18 protein-coding genes and 2 other annotated features (1 of these 20 cut by a window edge) are annotated in these 17,784 nt (G+C 41.8%); of the genes, 15 read left to right on the top strand and 3 right to left on the bottom strand.

Going from position 1 to position 17,784, the window contains the following annotated elements; translation table 11 throughout:
- Positions 1 to 239 (top strand) — a binding site (T-box leader) (it extends 8 nt beyond the left edge of the window).
- 43 nt (positions 240 to 282) lie between these two features.
- Positions 283 to 539 (top strand) — a binding site (T-box leader).
- Positions 540 to 598: 59 nt separating this feature from the next.
- The 12 genes from trpE to odhB all read left to right on the top strand — a co-directional run bounded on the left by trpE (position 599) and on the right by odhB (position 14,133).
- The gene (trpE, locus tag BMX30_RS18450; protein ID WP_090749069.1) at positions 599 to 1,999 is read left to right on the top strand and encodes an anthranilate synthase component I; all 1,401 of its coding nucleotides are present in this window, start codon (positions 599 to 601) and stop codon (positions 1,997 to 1,999) included.
- A complete protein-coding gene (locus BMX30_RS18445) occupies positions 1,983 to 2,585 on the top strand; it encodes an anthranilate synthase component II (RefSeq protein ID WP_090749068.1) in 603 nt (200 codons plus the stop codon). The genes trpE and BMX30_RS18445 overlap by 17 nt, the downstream gene beginning before the upstream one ends.
- Positions 2,569 to 3,594 (top strand): anthranilate phosphoribosyltransferase, encoded by a 1,026-nt coding sequence (trpD, locus tag BMX30_RS18440; protein WP_090749066.1) that lies wholly within the window; start codon positions 2,569 to 2,571, stop codon positions 3,592 to 3,594. The genes BMX30_RS18445 and trpD overlap by 17 nt, the downstream gene beginning before the upstream one ends.
- 1 nt (position 3,595) lies before the next feature.
- On the top strand, positions 3,596 to 4,384 hold the full coding sequence (gene trpC, locus BMX30_RS18435) for an indole-3-glycerol phosphate synthase TrpC (RefSeq protein ID WP_090749064.1): 789 nt from the start codon (positions 3,596 to 3,598) through the stop codon (positions 4,382 to 4,384).
- Positions 4,381 to 4,998, top strand: a complete 618-nt coding sequence (locus tag BMX30_RS18430; protein WP_090749062.1) for a phosphoribosylanthranilate isomerase — start codon at positions 4,381 to 4,383, stop codon at positions 4,996 to 4,998. The genes trpC and BMX30_RS18430 overlap by 4 nt, the downstream gene beginning before the upstream one ends.
- Positions 4,999 to 6,222, top strand: coding sequence for a tryptophan synthase subunit beta (gene trpB / locus BMX30_RS18425; RefSeq protein ID WP_090749061.1), 1,224 nt, complete (start codon positions 4,999 to 5,001; stop codon positions 6,220 to 6,222).
- Complete coding sequence (gene trpA / locus BMX30_RS18420; RefSeq protein WP_425283778.1) at positions 6,209 to 6,973, top strand: tryptophan synthase subunit alpha; 765 nt, start codon at positions 6,209 to 6,211, stop codon at positions 6,971 to 6,973. Before trpB ends, trpA begins: the two co-directional genes overlap by 14 nt.
- Positions 6,974 to 7,279: 306 nt before the next feature.
- Positions 7,280 to 7,849 (top strand): hypothetical protein, encoded by a 570-nt coding sequence (locus BMX30_RS18415; protein ID WP_090749057.1) that lies wholly within the window; start codon positions 7,280 to 7,282, stop codon positions 7,847 to 7,849.
- 234 nt (positions 7,850 to 8,083) lie between these two features.
- Entirely contained in the window at positions 8,084 to 9,157 is a 1,074-nt protein-coding gene (mnmH, locus tag BMX30_RS18410) for a tRNA 2-selenouridine(34) synthase MnmH (RefSeq protein ID WP_090749055.1), read from the top strand.
- 347 nt (positions 9,158 to 9,504) lie between these two features.
- The gene (locus BMX30_RS18405; protein WP_090749053.1) at positions 9,505 to 9,741 is read left to right on the top strand and encodes a hypothetical protein; all 237 of its coding nucleotides are present in this window, start codon (positions 9,505 to 9,507) and stop codon (positions 9,739 to 9,741) included.
- Between the two features lie 274 nt (positions 9,742 to 10,015).
- Positions 10,016 to 12,835 carry a 2-oxoglutarate dehydrogenase E1 component gene (sucA, locus tag BMX30_RS18400; protein ID WP_090749051.1) on the top strand — a complete coding sequence of 940 codons (2,820 nt, stop codon included), beginning with the start codon at positions 10,016 to 10,018 and terminating at the stop codon, positions 12,833 to 12,835.
- Between the two features lie 14 nt (positions 12,836 to 12,849).
- Positions 12,850 to 14,133, top strand: coding sequence for a 2-oxoglutarate dehydrogenase complex dihydrolipoyllysine-residue succinyltransferase (odhB, locus tag BMX30_RS18395; RefSeq protein WP_090749049.1), 1,284 nt, complete (start codon positions 12,850 to 12,852; stop codon positions 14,131 to 14,133).
- A gap of 280 nt (positions 14,134 to 14,413) precedes the next feature.
- Here the strand turns inward: odhB and sda are convergent, their stop codons facing one another.
- A complete protein-coding gene (sda, locus tag BMX30_RS18385; protein WP_090749045.1) occupies positions 14,414 to 14,548 on the bottom strand; it encodes a sporulation histidine kinase inhibitor Sda in 135 nt (44 codons plus the stop codon).
- A 273-nt stretch (positions 14,549 to 14,821) separates the two neighbouring features.
- On the opposite strand from sda, the gene BMX30_RS18380 reads away from it, so the two are divergent.
- From BMX30_RS18380 to BMX30_RS18370, 3 genes are all read left to right on the top strand, one after another.
- The gene (locus tag BMX30_RS18380; RefSeq protein WP_090749043.1) at positions 14,822 to 15,091 is read left to right on the top strand and encodes a hypothetical protein; all 270 of its coding nucleotides are present in this window, start codon (positions 14,822 to 14,824) and stop codon (positions 15,089 to 15,091) included.
- 415 nt (positions 15,092 to 15,506) lie between these two features.
- A complete protein-coding gene (locus tag BMX30_RS18375) occupies positions 15,507 to 15,731 on the top strand; it encodes a hypothetical protein (protein WP_090749041.1) in 225 nt (74 codons plus the stop codon).
- 53 nt (positions 15,732 to 15,784) lie between these two features.
- Positions 15,785 to 15,991 (top strand): DUF6501 family protein, encoded by a 207-nt coding sequence (locus tag BMX30_RS18370; protein WP_090749039.1) that lies wholly within the window; start codon positions 15,785 to 15,787, stop codon positions 15,989 to 15,991.
- 253 nt (positions 15,992 to 16,244) lie between these two features.
- On the opposite strand, the gene BMX30_RS18360 is transcribed toward BMX30_RS18370, so the two are convergent.
- Both BMX30_RS18360 and pflA read right to left on the bottom strand, forming a co-directional pair.
- Positions 16,245 to 16,829 (bottom strand): biotin transporter BioY, encoded by a 585-nt coding sequence (locus BMX30_RS18360; protein ID WP_090749037.1) that lies wholly within the window; start codon positions 16,827 to 16,829, stop codon positions 16,245 to 16,247.
- A gap of 212 nt (positions 16,830 to 17,041) precedes the next feature.
- On the bottom strand, positions 17,042 to 17,782 hold the full coding sequence (pflA, locus tag BMX30_RS18355) for a pyruvate formate-lyase-activating protein (protein ID WP_090749036.1): 741 nt from the start codon (positions 17,780 to 17,782) through the stop codon (positions 17,042 to 17,044).
- Positions 17,783 to 17,784 lie beyond the last annotated feature (2 nt).

Genomic DNA, 17,784 nt, shown 5'->3' with positions numbered 1-17,784 from the left:
GTTGAAGAAGAGTAAGTAACTGGAACGGAAATTTCAGAGAGCTGGTGGTTGGTGCAAACCAGTATGGATGTTACAGTGAATGGACTTCTGAGCTCTAGACCGAACCCTTTAGGCAGTAGGCTCTGGCGAACAGCCTCATCGTTACAAGAGGCAGGTATTCAAGCGCGTAGCTTTGATACCGTTAAGCGAGCCGATTTTTCGGCTAAAAAAGGTGGCACCACGGGTTTCTCGTCCTTATTCATAGGAGAGAGACCCGTTTTTTATTTTATAAAAAAATAACTAGCTAAATCGTTGCGCAAGAGGAGTACATTGGCCAATTTCGTTTCAGAGAGCCGGAGGAGCTGTGAACCGGTACGAAAGGGCCATTGGAATGGGCTTGCAAGAGGCATCCTGAACATTTAGTAGGGAGGCACGGAATTCCACCGTTAAAAGGATAGGGTATAAATGCTAATTAAAATTGCATTCTTGTACCTGAAAAGAGGAAACCAGAAGTGGTTTCAATTGAGGTGGCACCGCGGTCAAACGTAATCGTCCTCTATATGCACTTTACGTGCGTATAGGGGACTTTTTTTATTTATTCGAAAGGGGCTGGGTTTACATGGTCTTAAATAACCAGGCGGCACGAACAATAGTCGAGGAGATTGAAGGGGATACGCTGACACCAATCGCCATTTATCAAAAAATTTCAGGAAAGCAGAAGTTTTTGCTAGAAAGCTCTTTAAAACATGAAAAGTCGGGGCGGTTCTCGTTTATTGGTGCTGATCCGGTCTATGAAATAAAAGGACATCGAGGGAGTGTTACGGTTCACGGGCCTTCTGGAGAACAAACGAAACAAGATAGAGTCATCGATGTGGTCAAGAATTACCTTCCTGAAATTGAGGAGATTCCTGGAATTCCGTTTATCGGTGGAGCTGTTGGCTATATCGGCTATGACATCATTCGGGACTATGAGGAAATTGGTCCGGAAAATCAAGATCCATTAAACATGCCTGAAGCTCATTTAATGCTCTTTAATGAAATCATTGTTTTTGATCACTTAAAAGAAAGAGTGTTTATTGTAGGTATACCGCTTCAGGGGATTGCCGAGGGAGAACTAAAGCAAAGGATCGAAAGGCGGAAACAAGAGCTAAGAAGAGAAATGGAATATCGCAGCGATGACACGTTCGCGTTGTCTGAATTTGAATCGAACCTCACGAAGCATGAATATGAAGACATGGTTTTGAAGGCGAAACAGTATATTGAGGCTGGGGATATCTTTCAAGTTGTCCTTTCAAGAAGATTAGAGGCAAATATAACTGGGAATCCGTTCACATTTTATCGGAAATTAAGAGTCAATAATCCATCACCTTATATGTACTATTTGGATTATGGTGACTATTCGATTGCTGGGGCATCGCCTGAAAGTCTTGTAAAAGCAAGGGGGCCTGAAATTATGACCAATCCGATTGCTGGCACAAGGCCGAGGGGGATAACAACAGAGGAAGATGAGGCATTTGCAAAAGATTTGATTCATGATGAAAAGGAACTCGCTGAGCATCGAATGCTTGTGGACCTTGGGCGGAATGATCTTGGTCGCATTTGTAAAATTGGGACGGTCAAACTCGATAAATACATGAATATAGAAAGATATCAGCATGTGATGCATATCGTTTCAGAGGTAAGTGGAGAGCTTGAGGAGGGAATGACGGCTTTAGAAGGGTTGGCTTCGTGCCTTCCTGCAGGGACGGTATCCGGTGCCCCGAAAATTCGTGCGATGCAGATTATCAATGAGCTTGAGAACATCAAAAGAGGGGTCTATTCCGGAGCAATTGGTTACTATTCTGCCTGCGGAAACATGGATTTTGCTTTAGCGATTCGAACGATGGTGATTAAAGACAACAAAGCCTATATACAGGCCGGGGCTGGGATTGTTTATGACTCTGACCCAGCAAAAGAATTCGAGGAAACGGCCCATAAATTAAGGGCATTAAGGGAGGCAGCTAATGATTCTATTGATTGATAATTATGACTCTTTCACATATAACCTTTACCAGTACTTGGGTGAACTTGGCAAAGTACCTAAGGTTGTGAGAAATGACCAGATTACGATAACCGAAATTGAGGAGATGAAACCAGAGGCAATCATCATCTCACCAGGACCTGGGCGACCAGAAGATGCAGGAATTTGTGTTGAGTTAATTAAAAGCTTTGCTTCAAAGGTGCCGATTCTCGGAATTTGCCTTGGTCATCAAGCGATTGGGTATGCATTTGGAGGAAACATTATCCACGCGAGAGAAATTATGCATGGTAAAGTGTCGGAAATTTCTCATAACGGGACTTCGCTGTTTAAGTTTTTCCAGGAAAGTCTTTCAGTCATGCGCTATCATTCACTCGTGATCGAGAAGGACTCCGTACCAAGCGATTTAAAGGTGTTGGCTACTGCTACCGATGATAAGGAGATCATGGCAGTTAAACATAAAGATTACCCACTGTACGGTCTTCAGTTTCATCCTGAATCAATCGGGACAAAGGAAGGGAAAAAGTTATTAGAAAACTTTTTAATTGAAACCAGAAAGGAGAACGGTATTTATGAAGTTTTATCTTGAAAAATTAGCGGCTCAGGAAAACTTAACCCAGCAGGAGACAGAAGAAGCGGTTGGGAAAATTTTCACAGACGAGATTTCAGAAAGTGAAATCGCCGCATTCATGATTGGTTTGAAGACCAAGGGTGAGACAGTTGACGAAATCGCTGGGATTGTTCAAGCAATGCGAAAAAATTCCCTTTCGTTCTCCAAGAAGCTACCAAATATGATTGATAATTGCGGCACCGGCGGAGATGGATCGAAAAGCTTTAATATTAGTACCACGTCAGCCTTTGTAATGGCTGGAGCGGGGATAACGGTGGCAAAACATGGAAATCGTAGTATATCAAGTAAAACAGGAAGTGCGGATGTATTAGAAGAACTGGGTGTTTCCTTGGATTTACCTCCAGAAATAACAGAAGAAATTCTTGAGGATAACGGCATTGCTTTTCTGTTTGCTCCCCATGTACATCCGAAGATTAAGTCGATTATGAAAGTAAGAAAAGAATTGAAAATCCCGACTATTTTTAACTTCATCGGACCTTTGACCAATCCGATGGAACTTGATTATCAGCTTCTCGGAATCAATCGTGGCGATATGCTTGACATCTTTGCTGATGTCTTGAACACATTGGGGCGTAAGCGAGCGGTTGTTCTTAATGGGGCCGGTTCAATGGATGAGGCATCCCTTGCGGGGGAAAATCAAATGGTTATTTTAGACGGCGGGGTTCGTTCGAGAGAAACGCTTCATCCAGAACATGTTGGCCTTTCCGTTGTCGATAATAGCCAAATTGTTGGTGGGGATGCAAAGGAAAATGCAGCCATCCTATTGGATGTCCTCAAAGGAGAAAAAGGTGCTTGTCGCGATACCGTGTTACTTAACGCTGGTATTGGGATTTTTACTGCTGGAAGAGCAGAAACCATTCAACAGGGCGTCTTCCGTGCAATCGAAAGCATCGATTCTGGCGCTGCACTTGGTAAGCTTCATTACCTAATTGAAAAGAGTGCCCAGTATAAGAAAGCGGTGATATAAAATGGCAACCATCTTAGACAAAATTATTGCTCAAAAGCGTGAGGATATAAAAGAAGTGAAAGACTTGTCTCGTGAAGAGATTCGTGGTTTTAAAAAAGAGCGTTCCTTTATTGACGGACTGATGAACGCAACAGAAATGGCGATTATCTCAGAGTTTAAGCGGGCTTCCCCGTCAAAGGGAATCATTAATGCAAACTTGGATCCTGCTGAACAAGCAGCTCTTTATGCAAGCAACGGTGCGTCGGCGATATCTGTTCTAACGGACCGCCACTTCCAAGGTAGGTTAGCGGATCTAGCAAAGGTGCGTTCTGCTGTTGAACTACCGATTCTCTGTAAGGATTTCATCGTCGAACGAAAGCAAATCAGTCATGCAAAGGCAGCTGGTGCTGACTTGGTTTTATTGATTGCTTCTGTTCTTGGTAAACAAGACATGTATGATTTATTCGAATATGCGAATGAAATCGGCCTAGAGGCACTTGTCGAAATTCATGATGAGGTGGACCTTGAAAAGGCGCTAGCGGTTAGAGCGAATTTAATAGGGATCAATAATCGCGATCTAAAGTCCTTTGAAGTCAAGCTTGAGACAACCGAAAAGCTTGGGCCTATCGTTCGGCAATCAGGCGCTTTCTTAATTAGTGAAAGCGGAATGAAAACGCAAGCGGATGTTCGACGCGCCGCCAAGGCGGGGGCGAATGGGGTTTTAGTTGGCGAAACATTTATGGCGGCAAGCAACCTACAGAGGGCGTTTGAGGATTTTAAAATTCCATTAGAAACGGTGAGTCAACGATGAAAGTGAAAATTTGTGGGCTTAAAACAGTTGAAGCAGCACTGCATGCGGCACACGAAGGCGCCGATGCTCTTGGATTCGTATTTGCGCGAAGCAAAAGGCAAATATATGCGGAGCAAGCAAGAGAAATCATCCAAGAGCTACCTGAGGGGATTTGGAAGGTTGGCGTATTTGTGAATGAGACTCCAGAGAAAATTGCTGAAATCGCTGAAATAGCAGGTCTTACTCATATCCAGCTTCATGGGGAGGAAGAGACCAGTCTGTATCGAAAACAGGGCAAAGAAGTAATTAAATCTGTTAGCATCAAGACAGAAGAAGATATCGACAGAATTCGTCAGATCGAGGCTGATTATATTTTGCTTGACAGTCCCCCAGGGCATTATAAAGGGGGAAACGGAACGAAATTCAATTGGGAACTGGCTGCTGGTCTTGAAGTACGCAACAGAGTCATCCTTGCGGGTGGTTTGAATCCCGAAAATGTCAAAACGGCGATACAAACCGTACATCCTTTTATGGTCGATGTGAGTAGTGGGGTGGAAACGGAGGGAGAAAAGGACTTAGCGAAAATCAGTGTATTTATAAGAGAAGCTAAAGGAACTAGAGAGGATGAAAAATAGGTGAAAGCAGAAACAGAAACTCCAGTATATTCACTTCCAGATTCAAAGGGGCATTTTGGACCTTACGGTGGTCGATATGTGCCTGAAACATTAATGCAATCGGTCATTGAATTAGAACAAGAGTATGACCGAGCTCAGGTTGACCCCGAATTTCATGCAAAGTTAAATGAATTGTTGAAAGAGTACGTCGGGCGAGAAACACCCCTCTACTACGCTGAAAATCTCACTAAGTATGCTGGTGGTGCAAAAATCTACTTGAAAAGAGAAGATCTAAACCATACAGGTGCTCATAAAATCAACAACACTATTGGCCAGGCGCTGCTTGCACAGCGAATGGGGAAAAGAAAGATTGTCGCTGAAACGGGAGCAGGCCAGCATGGGGTAGCGACGGCAACCGTATGTGCCTTGTTAAACCTAGATTGTGTCATCTTTATGGGCCAAGAAGATATTAGAAGGCAGCAATTAAATGTTTTCCGTATGGAACTCTTAGGAGCGAAAGTGGTCAGTGTTAGCTCTGGGAGCGGCACATTAAAGGATGCCGTAAATGAGGCGCTTCGCTACTGGGTAACACATGTGGCCGATACGCATTATATTTTAGGTTCAGTGATGGGCCCACACCCTTTCCCGAAAATCGTCCGCGATTTCCAGAGCGTAATTGGCAAAGAAACAAAGGATCAATTTCTCGAGAAGGAAGGGAAGCTCCCTGATGCGCTTGTCGCCTGTATCGGTGGTGGAAGTAATGCAATGGGCATGTTCCATCCCTTTGTCAATGACGAAACTGTTAAGATGTACGGAGTAGAAGCCGCTGGACTAGGAGTGGATACAGACCGACATGCGGCTTCGCTCACAAAAGGCAAACCCGGAATCTTGCATGGCGCGATGATGTATTTGCTTCAGGACGACGATGGTCAAATTCAAGAAGCTCATTCCATTTCTGCCGGACTTGATTATCCAGGGATTGGTCCAGAGCACAGCTATCTACATGATATTAAACGAGTAAACTATGAATCCATCACGGATGATGAGGCACTAGATGGTGTTCGATTGTTGTCAAGGCTAGAAGGCATCATCCCTGCTCTTGAAAGTGCCCATGCTGTTTCTTATGCAGTCAAGTTGGCGGCAACTATGAGCAAGGAAGAAGGAATCGTTATTTGCTTATCTGGCCGTGGGGATAAAGATGTACAGACGATAAGAGAGCGCCTGGGAGGAGATTTACATGAGTAGAATACAGAAGGCCTTTCAAGGGATGAACCAAAAAGCCTTTGTTCCATACATTATGGCTGGGGATGGCGGCCTTGAGACACTAAAAGATAAATTGCTATTTTTACAGGAAAATGGAGTGGATGCCGTCGAAATTGGCGTTCCGTTTTCCGATCCTGTGGCCGATGGTCCAACCATCCAACAGGCAGGTATTCGCGCCTTGAGCGCTGGTGTTTCGTTAACACAAGTCTTGGAGGAGGTTCAGTCTTTCAAGGAAGAAATCACCATTCCGCTTATCTTAATGACCTATACGAACCCAGTCATTGCCTTTGGCGTAGAAAGATTTGCTGAAAAGTGCGCTTTCGCCGGAATTGATGGCTGCATCATCCCAGACCTTCCAATTGAGGAGGAGGACCTATTTGCTCCTTCCTTAGAGAAAGCGGGAATAGAGCTGATTAGACTAGTGACAGTGACAAGCCCCGAAGAGCGGATTGAAAAGATTGCTTCAAAAGGGAATGCCTATGTATACGCCGTAACGGTTGCTGGGATAACAGGAGCTAGGTCGGGATTCCATTCCGAGTTAGGGAGCTTTCTTGCAAAAGTCAAGAAGGCCAGCAAACTTCCTGTCTTAGCAGGTTTCGGGATATCGACACCGGAGCATGTTCGTGAGATGAACCAGCATTGTGACGGCGTTATTGTCGGTAGTAAAATTGTCGAGCTTTTCCATGAAAACAATTTAGAAGAAATCAAACAATTAATTGCTGCTGCAAAATAGAATAATCCTAAATTAACAGCCGGGAAGAAACCCCGGCTGTTTTTGTCTGAATTTAAATGAATTGTGGGATTAATTTTAACATTATTTCTCGGGAAAGCGCATAAACAGACAAAGACATACAAGATTCTTTGCTAAAGCGCAAGGAATAAGAGGAGAATGTCGAAATTAGACGGTAAGTTTTCGTGTAAAACGTGCAGTTTGTTACAGTTAGATTCTAGGCGATTAATTATACTTAACTTAAAATTGCAGATACGTGTTGACGAATCTATTAAGAGAGAAGAAAGTATAGAAGGAAAGTGAACGGCAATGAATTATTATGAAGCGATTATCATGATCCTTGAAAAAAGAGGACCGGCTACGATTCACTTAATTTGGGAAGAAATGAATAAACTAATGACAATCACTCGAGATGAGGATTTAGACATTGTCCACCTAGAATCTATTATAGGCCTTAAAAGAGAATGGTTTATGTTAAATGGAGATCTAGTGTCGATTCGTCCTGAAAGGGATCCAGTGAAATTAACCTTTAAATTAAGCGGGTATCCCGGACCTGAAGTAAAAGTAACTGTAGATTTTATTAAAGGTACATTTACTTTTTTTGAATGGCACTTTAATCTCAAAGGTAGAGTACCAAGATCGACAGTTAAACAGCTGGGTAGTGTAGAGGAGTTTAAAAAGGACCTTTATTCTCTCCATATTTGGGACTGGGAAAAGGATTATCAAATAGATGGAATCATTGTGGATGGGACGAGTTGGTCTGTTGTCTTAGAAACGAAGGGAGAGACATTCGTAAGGGAAGGGTTAGACTCTTTTCCAAAAGAATGGAAGAGGTTTTGTCGGTCAATGAGCCAACTTACGGGTGTTCATCTGTGTTAAAGTTCTAATTTATTTTACTAGTGCTATTGAACAACGTCCTTTTATTCGATTACTGGTCATCATGGCTATGTGCTTTTTGGGTGGGGCCCGATTTTCGGTACCCTAATATAGACTATCTAGAATTTTTCGGCGTCCTTCAGTAAGTGGAGCCTGTTCTTGCAATCTTTTCAGTATAGGTGTAAAATAGTAGAGTTTAGCGGAGACTTTTTACTCCCCTGGAGGATTGATGTATATATGTTAGACATTACAGTTGAGGAACTCATCCGCTCTAAGGAATATTTGCCAATCGATGTACGTGCGCCAATTGAACATGAAGAAGCTTCCATTCCTGGATCCGTGAATATTCCTTTATTTACGAATGAAGAGCGAGAAGAAATTGGCATCTTATATAAAGAGGCCGGAAGTCAGGCAGCAAAATGGCGAGCAATGGAAATTGTTTCTCCTAAGTTACCCACTTTGCTTAATGAAATCCGAGATATAGAGAATACAGGAGCGAAGCCTGTGATTCATTGTTGGCGTGGTGGGTCACGAAGCAAATCAGTTGCTTCGTTTTTAGAACTTTCCGGTGTTCCATCCGTTCGACTTGACGGTGGCTATAGAGCCTATCGTGAGTATATACTTGAAAACCTGCATACATTGATACCGGAAAAGGTCGTCATTCTACACGGACTAACGGGGACGGGCAAAACCGATATCTTAAAAAATCTACAGGAGAAGGGGTATCCTGTAGTAGATTTAGAGCAGATGGCGAATCACCGAGGGTCCCTGTTTGGTACCATTGGAATTGGAAACGGACATAACCAAAAAACCTTTGATGCCTTATTATTCAATCGATTACACGAACTTAAGGGGTCAAACTATTATATTGTTGAAGCCGAAAGCAAGCGGATTGGTCGAGCAGCACAGCATGATTGCATGATGGATCAAAAAAGAACAGGGATCCATTTTTTAATTCAATGTTCCCTACAAAATAGAGTAGATAGAATTTATAATGAATATGTTTCACCTTATAAACAAGAGCAATGGTTTCAAGATCAAGTTTTGGAAAAAGTAAAGAAGATTGAAAAACGCTTAAAGAAACCTGAGCTTATCGAATCAATCGAAGTGGCTACCTTTAACAAGGATTACAAAACGGTCATTTCCATTTTACTAGAGCATTATTATGATCCAAGGTACAACCATACCATTAAAGATTACTCAGGGGATTTCACCGAAATCAATGGCGAGGATTCGGCTTTGGCAGCGGTTGAAATTGCCAAGCATCTCGAAAAGCTTCAAGTTGCGGAAGCGAAAGTAAAGGCAGAATAATCAAGACTGATGTCAAGGTGTAGGGCAAGTGATGCTCTACGCTTTTTTGTAGGCTCTTTTCTCAAACTTTGTTGCTTTTAAGGTGCAAAACTAGTAATCACTAATGAGAAAAGAGCTTGCAAACGAATTCAAGCCTTAATAACTAACTGTCCTTACGCTAAAATCGGCTTTAGGATTTTAGCAACAAACTTTACGAAAACAGCCTTTTTATACTAAGTGCCTGGAGCGATATCATAGAAAAGTTAAATAGACCCTGTTAAAAGTCAAGAAATTGTAACATAAAAAGTCGGAATTTTTAGTATATAATAAAAATATCACTTACCTTTTAGGAGGATTGAAAACAGAAAATGCGCGAATCAAAAAACTGTCACCACCGCTTTTCCGTCCATGAAGAGAATCTTGGATTTATGACGGATGACGGAGTCAATGTCTTTGTAGCTGGAGCTCGTTTTCAAAAAACAATTAGCTGCGGCCATATGGAGGCCCCTTCTGAACACATGGATGTAATGATTGCATCCCTAGTTGAAAAAAGGAATGAATCCCAAACGCCGAAAAGCCTTTATCTAAATCTTATAAACTTTTAAACCCTTTATCCCGAGCATATTGTTCGGGATTTTATTTTGTAGAGTAGGTTTATCAGCCTAATATTATTTAAATTTCATAAAGCTTTTTTACCATAAGAATTAATCGTATTTAGGTTTTCACTATGTTTAAGTTCAAAACCTTTGTGATTCAAGTGGAGCAGTGGTAAAATGGCTTATGAAAACGGTTATCCCCTGAATTTTAACATTATTCATATTTTTGCTTACAGTGGGGATGCTGCGATCAACTTTATACGAAATGGTAGGGGAAATTTCTATGAGTAAACCTGACACCAGTCGAGGAAGCTTGTCTGGTTTTCACGGTCCAAATTTAGGGTATATTGTTGAATTATATGAAAGGTATCTTGAGGATCCTCATTCGATTGATCCTGAAGTAAAGGAATATTTTGATGAAGGAAATGTTCCTACCTTTGAAACGGAAGCACCACCTGAAGAATCAAGCGGTGGTGCATTGCAAGAAAGCAATACTGAAAAAATAATTGCTGCCATTCGGATGGCGGACCATATTCGAGGGTATGGACACATATCTGCTAACGTTCATCCTTTAGAAACTCCCAAAAAGGATCCGCGAATGGAACTTGAAAAATGGGGGCTTACGCAAAAAGATTTAGAAAAAGTTCCAGCTAACTTTATTTGTCCAGATGCACCACCAAATATTCAAAATGGTGCGGAGGCGATTGAGCATTTAAAGTTGGTATATACTAGTACGATTGCATTTGAATACCATCAAGTACATGATGAAGAGGAAAAAAATTGGCTTCGTCGACGAATTGAAAATGGTCAATTGATTCCTACTCTAAATAATAAAAAACGATTTGCTTTATTAAAGCGTTTAACCGAAGTGGAAGAATTTGAGAAGTTTTTACATCGAACCTTTGTCGGTCAAAAACGATTCTCGATTGAAGGTCTTGACGCAATGGTACCGCTCATTGATGAGGTGATATCAGGAGCAGTCAAAGATGGAGTCCAAACGGTCAATATTGGGATGGCCCATAGGGGACGTCTAAACGTTTTGGCGCATGTCCTTGAAAAACCTTATGAAATGATTTTCGCTGAATTTCAGCATGCACCAAACAAGGAGCTTGTACCATCAGAAGGGTCGATTGGCATTAACTTTGGTTGGACGGGTGATGTGAAATATCATTTAGGCTTGGACCGCCAAATTAGAACTGAGAACACTGCAAACGTTCGCTTAACATTAGCGAATAACCCGAGTCACTTAGAATTTGCAGGTTCTGTTGTTGAAGGGTTTACACGAGCAGCTCAGGAAAAAAGGGAAGAAGCTGGATATCCAGTACAAGACCCTTCAAAGGCTATGGCAATTTTGATCCACGGGGATGCAGCTTTTCCAGGTCAGGGGATTGTCGCTGAAACCTTGAATTTAAGCAGATTAAATGGTTATAACACCGGTGGGACTATCCATATCATCGCGAATAATACGATTGGTTTTACAACCGAGTCCACTGATTCGCGTTCAACGAGATATGCAAGTGACTTAGCCAAAGGTTTTGAGATTCCAATTCTCCATGTCAATGCCGATGATCCTGAAGCTTGTGTAATGGCTGCGCTTTTTGCTGTCGAATATAGAGCTAAGTTTGGTAAGGACTTCCTAATCGATTTGATTGGTTATAGACGGTACGGACATAACGAGATGGATGAACCGATGACAACGAATCCACGCTTGTATAAATTGGTGCATAAGCATCCTACTCCAAAGGAAGTTTACGCAGAGAGGCTTAAATCAGCTAAAGTTTTGAAAGAGGAAGAAATAAAGGGAATGGAAGAAGCGGTTCTTGAGAAACTATCAGCTGCCTTTGAGAAAGTCCCGACAGATAATCATCATGACTTAAGTGAAGTGGAAGTCCCGGAAATCGTTGAAAAAGGCTTACCAAGGATTGTGACGGGTGTTCCCATTGGTGAGCTCAATCAAATGAACGAAGATCTACTTAATTGGCCAGAAGGCTTTAAAGTGTTTGGAAAGCTTGAGCGTATTTTAAAGAGAAGGCAAGGAGCTTTCAGTGGAGAAGGGAAAGTCGACTGGGCACTTGCTGAGTCAATTGCATTTGCATCGATTATTGCGGATGGTACGCCAGTTAGACTTTCTGGTCAGGATTCTGAAAGAGGGACATTTGCGCACCGTAACATTGTTCTACATGACCGAGAAACAGGTGACCATTTCTCTCCTTTACACACTTTACCGAATGCAAAGGCTTCCTTTGCGGTTCATAATAGCCCACTTTCGGAGGCAGGTGTGCTTGGGTTTGAATATGGCTACAACGTATTTTCGCAGGAAACACTTGTCTTATGGGAAGCTCAGTATGGAGATTTTGCCAATGCGGCCCAGGTGGTTTTTGATCAGTTTATTGCTGCAGGTCGGGCAAAATGGGGTCAGAAATCAGGTCTTGTGATGCTACTTCCTCATGGATATGAAGGGCAAGGTCCTGAACACTCAAGTGGTCGATTTGAACGGTTTTTAACTCTGGCAGCGGAGAACAATTGGACCGTTGCTAACCTGACCACGGCTGCTCAATATTTCCATATTTTACGACGGCAAGCAGCGATTCTTGAAAAAGAGGCCGTGCGCCCTCTTGTATTGATGACGCCAAAGAGTTTGTTACGGAACCCAAGTGTGGCATCTAGCCCTGCAGAATTTAGCGATGGGGAATTCCAGTCGATTATTAAACAGCCTGGTTTAGGTTCTGAACCCAATAAGGTAGAGAAGGTTGTTTTATGCACAGGGAAGATTGCGATTGATCTAGCGGCTAAAGTTGAGTCTGAGAGATATGAATGGCTGCAGATTCTTAGAATCGAAGAAATTTATCCGTTTCCATTTGAAAATCTAAAGGAAATTTTCGAGCAATTCCCTAACTTAAAGGAAGTTTGCTGGATTCAAGAAGAACCGAAAAATATGGGGGCATGGACCTTTGTTGAGCCTCGTATCAATGAAACTCTAGAAGGTAAGTTGAAGGTCTCTTATATTGGTCGCCGGAGAAGGTCTAGTCCAGCTGAAGGAGAACCAGATATTCATAAGATCGAGCAAGCTCGTATTATTGGGGAAGCATTAACCAGAGAGTAAAGGAGAGGACACAGGTGCCAGAGATCAAGGTTCCAGAACTAGCAGAAACAATTACGGAAGGTACAATCGCCCAGTGGTTGAAGAAGCCGGGCGATCATGTAAGCAAAGGGGAATATGTGGTAGAACTTGAGACGGATAAAGTCAATGTTGAAATCATTTCGGAGCATGACGGCATTCTAGCTGAATTAAAAGCTGAGGAAGGCGATACCGTGCAAGTTGGAGAAACTATTGCCGTTGTGAACGAAGGTGGAACTAGCGGAAAAAGCGACGCACCAACTGATGATTCGAAGGAAAAGGTTGCCGAGGCACAACCTCAGCCAGAATCGGAATCTGGCGGAAACGTACAGCAAGAAAATAATGATTCGGATACAAAGAGCAATGAACGCATTATTGCTTCTCCAGCCGCGAGGAAGTTGGCGAGGGAAAAGGGAATCGACCTAAGTCAAGTACCAGCTGTTGACCCACTAGGTCGGGTTCGTAAGCAGGACGTATCCAATTATGATCCGAAACAAGTGAAGTCAGAAGCCACCGCAGCACCAGCAGCTTCTGCGTCCCAAAACAAACAACCGGCTGAGAAAGTACCAGCCGATTCTAGCAAACCAGTAGAACGTGTAAAAATGTCGCGCCGCCGCCAAACAATTGCTAACAGACTTGTCGAGGTTCAACAAAACTCAGCGATGCTAACCACCTTTAACGAGGTCGACATGACAGCTGTTATGGAATTGCGTAAAAGGTGGAAAGATCGTTTTTATGAGGAGAACGATGTTCGTCTCGGGTTCATGTCTTTCTTTACCAAGGCAGTTGTCGCAGCCCTGAAGAAGACGCCTTATTTGAATGCAGAGATTCAAGGCAATGAGATTCTAATGAAGAAATTCTATGATATCGGGGTAGCGGTTTCTACAGATGAAGGTCTGGTCGTTCCAGTCATTCGTGATGCAGACCGTAAGAACTTTGCAGAGATCGAAGGAAACCTAGTCGAACTTGCCGAGAAGGCAAAAGACAATAAACTTTCTTTAGGGGATCTTCAAGGTGGTACATTTACAATAACCAATGGTGGTGTTTTCGGTTCATTACTCTCAACTCCAATTTTAAATGGACCGCAAGTTGGGATTCTAGGAATGCATACGATTCAGCTTCGTCCGGTCGCAATTGATAAGGAACGGATGGAAAATAGACCAATGATGTACATTGCTCTCTCTTATGACCATCGGATTGTCGATGGGAAAGAAGCTGTTACGTTCTTGAAAAAGGTGAAAGAATTAATTGAAGACCCTGAATCATTATTGTTTGGAAGTTAATAAGATAGAAAGGCTCCAGCTTCTATAGCTGGGGCTTTTTGTTGGGGTTTCGTGGAAAGAACAAAAGCGCAAGCGCCTTGAACAGCCCCGACAGGCATAAGACGAGCCGGCCAGAAGGTTGCTCTTTAACCTTCTTGACGGATTGGCTTATGACCCGAGGGGCTAGGCGCTGGAGCTGGATGCAGAAAACGAACACAGTTATCCACACCCTTAACTTTTATAATTTCCTGACGATAAAAAAGGCCGCAAATGCGGCCAGATCGTTAGTTGGTTTTTAGAATTAACGGTTTTTAAATGGTTTTAATCCTCGTCTAGAAATTTCATCCTTTAAAAGTCTTGCCCATTCCTTGTCCTGTTCTGACTTTAATGCATCACGATATGAGACCACCAATTGTTCATTGCTCATAATTTTCATTTGCAGTCCTCCTCAGTAAGAATGGAATGAATTTTCTAAATTTATTAAGTTTAGGTTCATTGTAAAGGTTTACACAGGTTTTGAAAACCCTTATTTATCATTTTTATAATTTTTTATTGGCTGGATTACATGAAATATCTAAAAATATTACTGTTTACATAACTTTCACAATAGATGTGAACATATTGTGACAACTATAGGAATCCAGAGGGGTTATGACTATAATAATGATATATATATAGTGGTTATATTGTTAGCTAGGGGGTAGACCGAATGAAATGGTTTCTAGTTGTTCTATTATCTATGTTCGGCCTCCTGTTTTTGGGAAAAGGCATTGAATTATGGACGGTGCTGGATCAGGTAGATGGGAATGGAATTGGGATAAGTTTTTTAGGTGTTGAGATTATCGATAGAGTATTGAAAGATAGAATCCCTAGCTATGCGTTTGGGTTTACCATTGCAGCAGCGATTCCAATTTTAGTAGCTATTAACGTCGCAATTAAATTAAATATACAAAAAGAGAAAAAGCACCCAATCGTTTAAAGTCTGGATGAAAGTTGTCTGGGCTTTTTTTGTTGTTTGGAAAAAGGGGCTGTCACAAAATAGTCACGATTTTTTTCAATAACTTCCGATAATCAATCCATTTCTTCAGATAATCAATGCATAACTTCTGAGAATCAATCGATAGTTTATTAGAATCAATTCATATCAAACATAGCACTCCTTTCAGAGGACAAACATTAAATAGAACTAGGGAAGACATGGAGAAATATTCTCCTAGTATCTGTTGTGCGATTCAAAGACCAAATATAACGGAATAATACAGCTTTTTAAAAAAAAAATAGTAATTTGGGACCGATTTTCATTCTTTTAGGCTTGTACAGGTTTAAAACAAGCAAGGATTGTGGTAAAGAACCATACAACTAACGAAGGAAAATTTGGAGAAGAGGGATCGAATATGAACCTTTTTACTGAGGATGGAGTTTATGAAGTGGTTTATCGAGGCACTCACTTTTCCTTTTTACGGTTTATAAGAATGGATGAGATTTGTGATGTTTGTTATCTAACTCTTAAAAATATCCTAACTGGTGAGATGTTTACCTTTGAGCAGGCAGGGATTGTCGGTATTCGTGAAATAAGTGGGGCAAGTAGAACTGGCACTAAGGAAAATACAGTTGCGTAGGTGCTGCAATCTTCTTTATACTATATGTTAACGAGTATAAAGGAGTGTCTAGAATGATTCATTTAAACTGGCAAGATCGTCAAACATTAAAAAAGGTGAAATGTGTGCACACAGATGCAAATAAATACATTGTGAACCGTGTTTTAACTCCAGAAAAAGAATATGAAGTGAAGAATGAAACAGAAGAGTTTTATTTTATTATCGATAACTCCGGAAAAGTTGGAGGCTATTATAAAGATTATTTTATTGAAGCTAAGTAATAGGGGAATATCAATAAGAAAAGGGTTCCGAACGATTCGGAACCCTTTTCTTATTTACTCTGTTTGTGTCTTTAAATCTTTCGGCTTTAATTTATAGAGCTTTCTTGATAGGAGGTTCTGGAAAATTAAGAACACTCCACCTACTGTCCAATATAGAGGGAGAGCTGCTGGAGCATTTAGGGATATCGTCACAATCATCACCGGAGAAAAAGTTTCATCAAAAAAGCCATGGAAGAATTCCATGGCTAGCTAGTCATACGGTTTTTGAAAGATTTCTTGGCTCTTGAACGGAATAGAGAAGGTTCGCTTTTGCGAGTCGCTGCCTAACCGTTACGCCAACCCATGAAGCCAATGCTGCTTTAATCAACCCAACGATGATGAAAGGTGCAAACCCGCTCATAAATGCTGCACTCCACGATAACTCCGCGGCAACCTTTAGCCAGGATGTGCCAAAGCTTAAGGTAATAAGCATTCCGATGGTATTGGCGATCATTGCGTTTTTAAAAGTAAAGCTTGTTTTTTCAAGCATCCAGCCAATAAAGAAGGCGGTAGGGATAAATCCGACTAGAAACCCACCAGTAGGTCCAACTAGAACAGATAGTCCGGCAGACATTTCGGCAAACACAGGGATGCCCGCAGCGCCGATTAATATGTAAAGAAGAACCGATAGCGTTCCGAACTTAGCTCCAAGAATCGTGGCAGCTAGGCCGATGGCTAATGTTTGCCCTGTAATCGGAACTAGTGGCAACGGTATGGTTAGCTGTGCAAGAATACCAATAATTGCTGCAAACAAAGCTGTGACAATCATCATTCTTAGTTTGAGTCTGTCTGAAGTCATTTTTGTTTCTCCCCCTTTGTCAGTATTAAGTAAACTTAAAATTTAATAGGTTAACATATTAGAATTTTACTGTTAACTGAAAAATATGTCAACTTATTTTTTAATAGGGTTACATTTTGAGTTTGAGTGTAGGAGCTGCCAAAGGGTGAGAAAGTAAGCCTACATAAAAACAGTAGAGGCCACAACTAAGTTGTGACCCCTACTGTCAGAAATTAAATATATTCGACTTCAGCAGTTAGTAGCTCGTATGCTTGCTCCACTGAAGCTTCGGAAGGTGGCTCTACATCTTTCAATGGATATTCAAGTCCGAGAGCTTCCCACTTGTAAACCCCAAGCTTGTGGTAGGGAAGGACTTCTACCTTTTTAACGTTCTTGAGAGTACCAATGAATTTTCCGAGCTGTTCGAGATCCGCTGGGGCATCGGTTGTTCCTGGTACTAGCACATGACGGACCCATACAGGTACATTTTTATCGGAGAGGTGACGGGCAAACGCTAGAATATGTTCGTTCGTCAATCCTGTCAATTTTTTATGTTTTTCTTTGTCTATATGTTTCAAGTCCATCAGAATTAAATCGGTGTACTCCAATAATTCCTCGAATTGCTCTTGAAAGTGAGCGTTTGTTGAATAACAACCTCCAGAGGAGTCGATGGTCGTATGAATTCCAAGCTTTCTACATTCCTTAAAGAGGGCAATCAGGAACGGAATTTGTAGAAGAGGCTCACCGCCACTGACGGTAATTCCGCCGCCTGATGCTTCGATGAAAGGAAGATAGGTTTTTAAATCATCGATGATTTCGGAAACAGTCATCTGTTTACCGGTTCCGATTTCCCACGTATCGGCATTGTGGCAGAATTGACAGCGAAGTAAGCACCCCTGTGTAAAAATGATATATCTGATACCTGGCCCGTCCACTGTGCCTAATGTTTCGATAGAATGAATGTTTCCGATCATGA

The sequence above is a fragment of the Mesobacillus persicus genome, assembly GCF_900109925.1.
In the GTDB taxonomy this organism is placed as follows: Bacteria; Bacillota; Bacilli; order Bacillales; family Cytobacillaceae; genus Mesobacillus_B; species Mesobacillus_B persicus.
This window is presented reverse-complemented; position numbering and strand designations above follow the sequence as displayed.